Below are 7,458 nucleotides of genomic sequence, written 5' to 3'. Positions count from 1 at the left end.
TACCTAATTTCAGCCAGGATAAATGAAATTCACCCACAAACTGCTCCAAGTCATTCCACTCTGATAATGAATGAAGTGTTTCACCTATTTTGGACAGAATTGATTGGAGATTGTTCATTAATGACGAAGCTATGATGATGAGTCGTTAGTTATCCTATTGTACACGCTAACTACTCCTTCCTTCTTCCCACATCTTTTTTCGTTCACCCTTAATTTTGTCCGAACTATTGCACAAGATAGGATTTTAAATTTAAACATAGCAAAACCGTTAAAAACAATAATCCCATTACTCCCGCAATGGGATTATTATCGATGCCCGTAACCCAAACTGGAATGCGATCGCTATATTGAATTAACTTTCCGACATTGACGATATAGTAGCCCCAGACTAAACCAGCGTGAATACCGATACAAATTCCCAGGCGATCGCTATGATTTTTTTTAGCAACAATCAAAATAATTCCTAATAGTATTAATGCGGGAAAAGTTACCGCCGTACGCATAATTTCTTCAATTGGTTTAATAAAATGAGCTAGGGCAAAAATAAACGTACCTACCCCAAGACATATTTTTTGACTATAATCTCGCTGTAATTCATCTAATAGCCAACCGCGAAAGACTAATTCTTCTGCTAAAGCAATCCCACAAGCACTTAGCAATCCTTCACTAATTATTCCAATCAAACTCAAATCGGGATGATTAATTTCTACCCAACCTAATAATGCTTCGACAATAAATAAACTCAAACAAAACCACAAGCCGATTGCCAAACCTTTTAAAAATTCTCGACTATTTCTATAGCTGAATTCCAAACCATAACGAGGAAAAATATTATGTTCTTGATAGACATATTTAGCCCAAAATCGCCATAAAAATAGCAATTCGATAAATAGTAAGCTCATCGTCAAAATAGTCACTAAGTTAGGGTTGCTACCAAACAACAAATGTAGAGGAATTGCTAGAGGCAACCATAAAACAGACAAAACACCAACGAAACACAACAATCTCATTGGTGCTTGCAACTTAGAAATTTTGGGCAAATATGAGTTTATTGACAATTAACAATCAACCATAAAATTACTCGTCAGGCTCAATAGTACTAGTCAAACCATGATTGCCAAGAGTTTCCGAATAAAACTCTGCGTGTTCTAAGGCACAGGTAATAACCAAACCAACGCCACTATTATGAGTCTCCATCATAATATTAACGGCTTGGGGTTGAGTCATACCACCAATAGTTTGCATTAAGACTTGAACCACATACTCCATCGAATTAAAGTCATCATTATGGAGTAATACTTTATAACGGGGTGCGTGTTTACGCACCGTTGAGGTCGAACTTTTACTAATTACAGAAGTTCCCAAAGACACAGTTTTTCTCCTTTGAAATTTCTCTTGCTAAAAATTATTAAATTATTTCTGGTTGCTAGTTGATGCAGCCTAATTTCGGGAGTTTATCTCCTGAGTTACTGCATCAATTTTGATTGGGGAACGTGGGCTAATTTCAAATTCCCTGATAAAACTTTATTTTGTTATATCGAAAATTCACAGCAATTGGCAATTTTTTTTTCAACCACTTTGTATTAAATCATTACACTGCGATCGCCAAAAACCAAAATACCCCTGTGGATTAATGAATTTTATGATTTACATAAAAAATTGACATAAATATCTAAAACATCGACATTCAGAGAATTAGGAATATTTCTGAAAAGCAAATATCATTACAACCTTGTCTGAAATAAACTATACAATAAAAAAAAGTTAATATTACTTTATATATCAAAACCAAGTTAAATAATGACTGTTATTTCTCGTTCTACAACCCCATCCCTACCTGGCAATTATTGGCAGTGGAAAGGTAATTCAATTTACTATGTCAGTGCGGGAGAAACAAATCTCGATAAGCCAGCTTTGCTTTTGGTACACGGTTTCGGCGCATCTACGGATCATTGGCGAAAAAACATCGAAGAATTACAAGAACAGTTTCAAGTATGGGCGATCGACCTTTTAGGTTTCGGACGTTCGGCAAAACCCAACCAAGAATATAGTGGCAATCTCTGGCGAGCACAACTTCATGACTTTATTACCGAAGTCATTGGCAGACCAACAATTTTAGCGGGTAATTCTTTGGGTGGTTATGCCAGTCTTTGCGTGGCAGCCAACCATCCCGAATCTACTGCTGGTTTAATTCTACTCAACAGTGCTGGACCTTTTTCCGATACTGCCGAGGTAACTAAGAAGAAACCCAATTATTTGGGCAAGTTAGTGCGATCGCTTTTGTTGCAGCCTTGGGCTAGCTTTCTGTTATTTCAATATGTGCGTCGTAAATCCATAATTCGCAAAACTCTCAACCAAGTTTATTTTGACAAAACAGCAGTCACAGACCGTTTGGTAGAAGAAATTTATCGCCCTTCTTGCGATCGAGGTGCGGCGGAAGTATTCAACGCTGTATTTAAAACATCCCAAGGGGAAAAGGTAGATGTCATGCTAGAAGCAATGCAATGTCCTCTCTTAATTTTGTGGGGCGAAAAAGACCCTTGGATCAACGCTAAAGATCGGGGTCAGAAATTTCGCGAACATTATCCCCAGCTAACAGAGTATTATTTAAAGGCTGGGCATTGTCCTCATGACGAAATCCCAGAAGAAGTTAACAACCTCATCACAAACTGGGTTTTATCCCAGGGTAGGCTACAATCTTAATTGCTGACTTCTTAATAATTTGTTACAAGGTAAATAGTAACTCAATCTATAGCTCTATGTTTGGTGGATTTGTTGGTTTTGGTAATAATAAAGGCGGAGATTGGGGGGAAAACCTGATTAATACTGTCGCAAGCAACACAATCCGTCATTTATTTACTCGTAGCGAGTCAGTAGAAGTATCGGTCAAGTGCAATCCTTCAAGTAAATTACTTCAGGGAACTATTGATAGCTTCAAAATGAATGGTCGCGGTTTGGTAATTAGGAAACAGTTTAGGACGGAGGAAATGTCTTTTGAAATCGATGCTGTAGCCATAGATTTTAGTTCGGTAGTACAGGGAAAAATAGCTCTCAAACAACCCACTCAGGCGATCGCTTTGGTAAAATTGTCCCAAGCTGATATCAATAAATCCTTTGAGGCAGATTTAGTCAGAAAACGTCTCGAAAACCTCACTCCCGATGCACTTACGGAAATATCTGGAGGCGAACCAGTGTCTTTTACAGATGTTCAAGTGCAATTGCTGCCAGAAAATAAAGTCAAGCTTTTAGCTAAAGCAAGTTGGGGTAATACTATTGTACCCGCCAGTATGAGTTGTCAATTGGATATTGCCAAACGTCGTAGAGTTAAATTTGAAGGGGTTCAATTTGAAGAAAATGATATAGACCCCAAGGTTCGTGATGTTTCTCGTCAACTGACTCTAGCTTTGGGAGAAATCCTCAACGAAATGGTCGATTTAGACCGTTTTAACCTTGATGGGGTTAAATTGCGTCTCAATAGACTAAATACCGAGGGAGAAATGCTTCTATTTAGCGGTTATGCCCAAATAGAAAGAGTTCCTCAGACAGGTTGATTTGTACTACAAGCATAGTTATCTCTAGGAACAACTACTCAGAAAACTAACCAGATAGGCTTTAAAATATACGTAAAATTTTAGAAAATCTTTGTCTGTTATGGGCAAAGAGTGGATATTGTTAAGGAGCAAGATGTAATGGAATTGTCTGCCAGGGTAAATGGAGTACTCAGTCCTGGTGCTTGTCTGGCTAGTGGGGAATATAGAATCGATCGCCCTCTCGGTCAAGGTGGCTTTGGCATTACCTATCAGGGGATAGACACTAGATTAAATCGTCCCGTAGCAGTTAAGGAGTTTTTTCCCGAAGGATGTTGGCGAGAAGGTTCGACAGTAGTTTCTGCTGGACGCTGGAATTCCGATACATATAGCAATGCCAAGCAAAAATTCCTGTTAGAAGGTCAAACATTAGGACAGTTCAATCACTCTGGTATTGTTCGAGTTTATTATTATTTTGAAGAGAATAATACTGCTTATCTGGTCATGGAGTATTTGCAGGGTAAGACTTTGGCAGAAATACTCAAAAGACGTAAGGGAAAATTACCCGAAGCTCAAGCCCTGGCTTATATAGTCGAAGTAGGCAAAGCCCTTTCTATATTGCACTCCGCTCAATTTTTACACCGAGATATCAAACCAGATAATATTATGCTGGCAGAAGATGGCAGAATTGTTCTGATTGACTTTGGTGCAGCTAGGGACTTTACCAGGGATAGTACTGCTAGATATACAACTATGTTGACCCCTGGGTATGCTCCTTTAGAACAGTATGGCAGAGCTTTGAAATATGGAGCATTTACAGATATTTATGCTCTTGGTGCAACTTTATACCATTTATTGACGGGAGAAGCTCCCGTATCGGCAATCGAACGGGCAGCAGGAGTGGAGTTAAAAACTGTCAGGGAAATTAATCCCCAAGTTAGCAGAGAAGTAAGTCAAGCAGTATCTAGGGCGATGATGATGGATATTGGGTCAAGATTGCAATCAGTGGGAGAATTTTTGCATTTACTCGATGTTCCCTCTAGTGAATTGCCATTGTCGGATTCTTCGCTCAATTTTTATAGTTCTGCTGCCGATCCTTGGGGAGTATTCGGTCGAAGTTCGGTTAGTTCTTCTCGTCAGTCTTCTACTAGTAAAAAAGGGTGGTTTTAAATAGACTCACGCGCACGATTGTAAGTTAGCTAGCTGAGAATGGGTTAGAGGTCAGAGGTCAGAGGTCAGAGGTCAGAGGTCAGAGGTAATGAAACTAGAAGATATTAAAATAACCATGCTAGGGACTACGGGGGCGGGCAAAACTAGTTATTTACTGGGAATGTATGCCATCATGCAGACTGGAGTTCAAGGTTTTACTCTTTCTGCCAAAGATATGGATCTAGATCTGGAATTGACCGAGAGATGGGAGAAACTAATTTCCACTACGGGAGAAGATCGTTGGCCGACTCCTAACGCAGCAGCATTGGAACGCTATGGATTTAATTTTAGTTATGGTTTTCGCCCTTTGATGGGGTTTGAATGGCTGGACTATCGGGGTTTGGCATTGAGCGATCGCTCTACGGAACAAGATGCCCAAGAATTGGTCGAGTTTCTGGCTGAATCTCAATGTTTGTTTTTGTCTATTTCTGGAGAATATCTAGTCGATCCGATTACTCCTAGTACGGTGCGCAAGTTGAAAAGCGATCGCATGAATCAATTTATTCAACAATATATTGGTTGCCAAAAAAAACCAAGCGATCTTCAGCCTTTTCCCGTTGCCATCGTGATTACGAAATACGATCTATGTCACCATCGAGATCGAGAAGAAATTATTGCCGACGTTAAAAAATTATTCCAGGCACTATTTACTCCTAATATGGGTTGGTTGGTGATGATTTGTCCCGTTAGTTTGGGGAAGGAATTGGGTGAAAATCTGGAAACTGCGACTATTGCCCCCGTTAACGTTCATTTACCTGTTGTTTTTGCTGTATACGCTCAGTTAAGAGCCTATGGTATCAGACTCAAAGCTCAACGCGATCGCATCAGTCATGGGATTACAGCTATTAAACAATCTAATCCTTTGATCCAAATCTTTAAAAGTGCCGAATTAGAGCGACATACTGCTGAGTTAGAAACTCGTACGGCAGAGATTTTAGCAGTGGAAGAGAATATGAAACTGCTATCTGAAGAACTACAGCCTGTTTCCCTCTATTTTAGCGGTAGTGAGGTGACGGCGGATGTCTGAACCAAAGTGGGCGGCAATTGTTTACGGACGAAGTTACCGCCTAGATTTTCGCTGGATTGCTATTCCTCAAGATTTTGGCGATCGAGAAATTGCTTGGGCATCACCCTACATTATTGCTACTACTCAAAAAGCCAGACATCTCGCCGATTGTCCCCGTTGGTCGCTGTTTAAAAATAATTCCCACTGTATCGTGGGCGTAACTTGTATGGTGCGAGATTTAATTGGCAAGTTGGGTCAAGATGGGATTGAAGTAATGGCAAAAGACGATCGCGGTAGACCTTTATATGTTTTTGTCGGTTATGTCGCTCAATTAAATGAGAATCAAAGCTTGAAAGACTTTCCTGCTTATAGGGAAAGCTATTTAGCTGGTTTTAAACCCCTTTATCAAGAAATCGAGCGAGTCTGGGAGGCGAGAAATTATGACGCTCGCCAACCGAATTTAAGCGAATATAAGTCTCTCCACAATACTATGGAAATAGTCTCCACAAATTCTCTTCCAGATAATCAAATCTTAGAATTAAATAACCAAGCTACAAACCCAGACAAAATTTTTATTTGGCAGCGAGGGACAGATCGCAACCATCAATTATGGCGCGCTGCTGCTAGTTGTTCTGAATCTACTTCTGTCTGTTTGGATATTTATGGTAAACCCTTAGCAAATAGTCCTTTTTTAAATCAAACAGTTTCTAAAATTCGAGAATTTACCATTATCGATCGCCTCAACGAAAATAAAAGCGATCGAGTTGAATTTGTCCCACCAAAAACTTCTTTTTCTTGGAAGGAAAAAATTTCTACTAGGGCGAAAGAAGATATCGAGTTGACTTTACAACAAGCTGTAAAAGTAACTTCTGCTAGTCAGGAAATTGTAGATCGTCTTACTGATGGTTCTAATTCTAAAAACACTAATTCGGAAAACGGCAATTCAGCTTCAGAAGAACGAGAAAATTTTGGCTTCAAAACCAAGAAAGATGCTTTACCATCAAAGAAAGAAGATTGGTTTTAATCTATAATCCATAACCCATAACGGCTTCACCTAAGTACAACTAACCACTAACAATTAGTGACTAATGACTAAGAACTAACCACTAAGAACTAACCACTAAATGAAAAAAAGAGTAACCATAATATTTCCTAAAACAGCAATTCAAATTCCCCTTACCTATCGTTTGGCGAAAGATTTTAATGTGGCAGCTAATATTATTCGCGCTCAAGTTGCACCCAATCAAATTGGCAAACTGGTAGTGGAGTTACAAGGAGATATCGATCAGATTGATTCTGCTATTGAATGGATGCGTATGAGGGATATTAGCGTTTACTCTGCTAGCGGAGAAATTGCCATCGACGAAAACCTTTGCGTAGACTGCGGTTTGTGTACGGGAGTATGTCCCACTCAAGCGTTGGTGTTAAATCCCAAAACTTTTAAATTAGAGTTTGAGCGATCGCGCTGTATTGTTTGCGAACAATGTATCCCTACTTGTCCCGTTGCTGCTATTTCTAATAATCTCTGATAACCTTTCAGTGTTGATTATTTTAAATTTTTAGTTTTTAGTAAAGAATTACAGCCGTTTTCAGTTGAATAGCTCTCTGGGAAAATTTACTAGTTCGTAGTTTTTAGTTTTTAGTTCTTAGTTCTTAGTTTTTAAAGTTTAATTATGTGGTCTACCCATGTGAAAAGCGCAGTAAAATCTGGTTGGT

At 39.1% G+C, this 7,458-nt stretch carries 8 protein-coding genes; 6 read left to right on the top strand and 2 right to left on the bottom strand.

Annotated features, from left to right (window positions below; translation table 11 throughout):
• Positions 1–224 precede the first annotated feature (224 nt).
• The gene (locus tag AC33VI_RS19065) at positions 225–1,031 is read right to left on the bottom strand and encodes a CPBP family intramembrane glutamic endopeptidase (RefSeq protein WP_491783841.1); all 807 of its coding nucleotides are present in this window, start codon (positions 1,029–1,031) and stop codon (positions 225–227) included.
• Between the two features lie 46 nt (positions 1,032–1,077).
• Positions 1,078–1,365: an ATP-dependent Clp protease adapter ClpS gene (gene clpS / locus AC33VI_RS19060; protein ID WP_491783840.1), complete on the bottom strand. Its 288-nt coding sequence runs from the start codon at positions 1,363–1,365 to the stop codon at positions 1,078–1,080.
• Between the two features lie 435 nt (positions 1,366–1,800).
• On the opposite strand from clpS, the gene AC33VI_RS19055 reads away from it, so the two are divergent.
• The 6 genes from AC33VI_RS19055 to AC33VI_RS19030 all read left to right on the top strand — a co-directional run bounded on the left by AC33VI_RS19055 (position 1,801) and on the right by AC33VI_RS19030 (position 7,271).
• Positions 1,801–2,703, top strand: a complete 903-nt coding sequence (locus AC33VI_RS19055) for an alpha/beta fold hydrolase (RefSeq protein ID WP_491783839.1) — start codon at positions 1,801–1,803, stop codon at positions 2,701–2,703.
• A 56-nt stretch (positions 2,704–2,759) separates the two neighbouring features.
• Entirely contained in the window at positions 2,760–3,551 is a 792-nt protein-coding gene (locus AC33VI_RS19050) for an LmeA family phospholipid-binding protein (protein WP_491783838.1), read from the top strand.
• Between the two features lie 111 nt (positions 3,552–3,662).
• Positions 3,663–4,697, top strand: coding sequence for a serine/threonine protein kinase (locus AC33VI_RS19045; protein WP_491783837.1), 1,035 nt, complete (start codon positions 3,663–3,665; stop codon positions 4,695–4,697).
• 88 nt (positions 4,698–4,785) lie between these two features.
• Complete coding sequence (locus AC33VI_RS19040; protein ID WP_491783836.1) at positions 4,786–5,763, top strand: hypothetical protein; 978 nt, start codon at positions 4,786–4,788, stop codon at positions 5,761–5,763.
• Complete coding sequence (locus AC33VI_RS19035) at positions 5,756–6,766, top strand: hypothetical protein (protein ID WP_491783835.1); 1,011 nt, start codon at positions 5,756–5,758, stop codon at positions 6,764–6,766. Before AC33VI_RS19040 ends, AC33VI_RS19035 begins: the two co-directional genes overlap by 8 nt.
• Positions 6,767–6,866: 100 nt before the next feature.
• Positions 6,867–7,271, top strand: coding sequence for an NIL domain-containing protein (locus tag AC33VI_RS19030; RefSeq protein WP_491783834.1), 405 nt, complete (start codon positions 6,867–6,869; stop codon positions 7,269–7,271).
• Positions 7,272–7,458 lie beyond the last annotated feature (187 nt).

This window comes from Waterburya sp., assembly GCF_058530065.1.
The sequence above is the reverse complement of the archived record's forward strand: the minus strand, read 5'-3'. Positions and strand labels throughout refer to the sequence as shown.

Excerpts from the sequence above, each read along its gene's own strand:
- AC33VI_RS19055 (WP_491783839.1), top strand. The coding sequence starts at position 1,801 with ATGACTGTTATTTCTCGTTCTACAACCCCATCCCTACCTGGCAATTAT.
- AC33VI_RS19050 (WP_491783838.1), top strand. The coding sequence starts at position 2,760 with ATGTTTGGTGGATTTGTTGGTTTTGGTAATAATAAAGGCGGAGATTGG.
- AC33VI_RS19040 (WP_491783836.1), top strand. The coding sequence starts at position 4,786 with ATGAAACTAGAAGATATTAAAATAACCATGCTAGGGACTACGGGGGCG.
- AC33VI_RS19035 (WP_491783835.1), top strand. The coding sequence starts at position 5,756 with ATGTCTGAACCAAAGTGGGCGGCAATTGTTTACGGACGAAGTTACCGC.
- AC33VI_RS19030 (WP_491783834.1), top strand. The coding sequence starts at position 6,867 with ATGAAAAAAAGAGTAACCATAATATTTCCTAAAACAGCAATTCAAATT.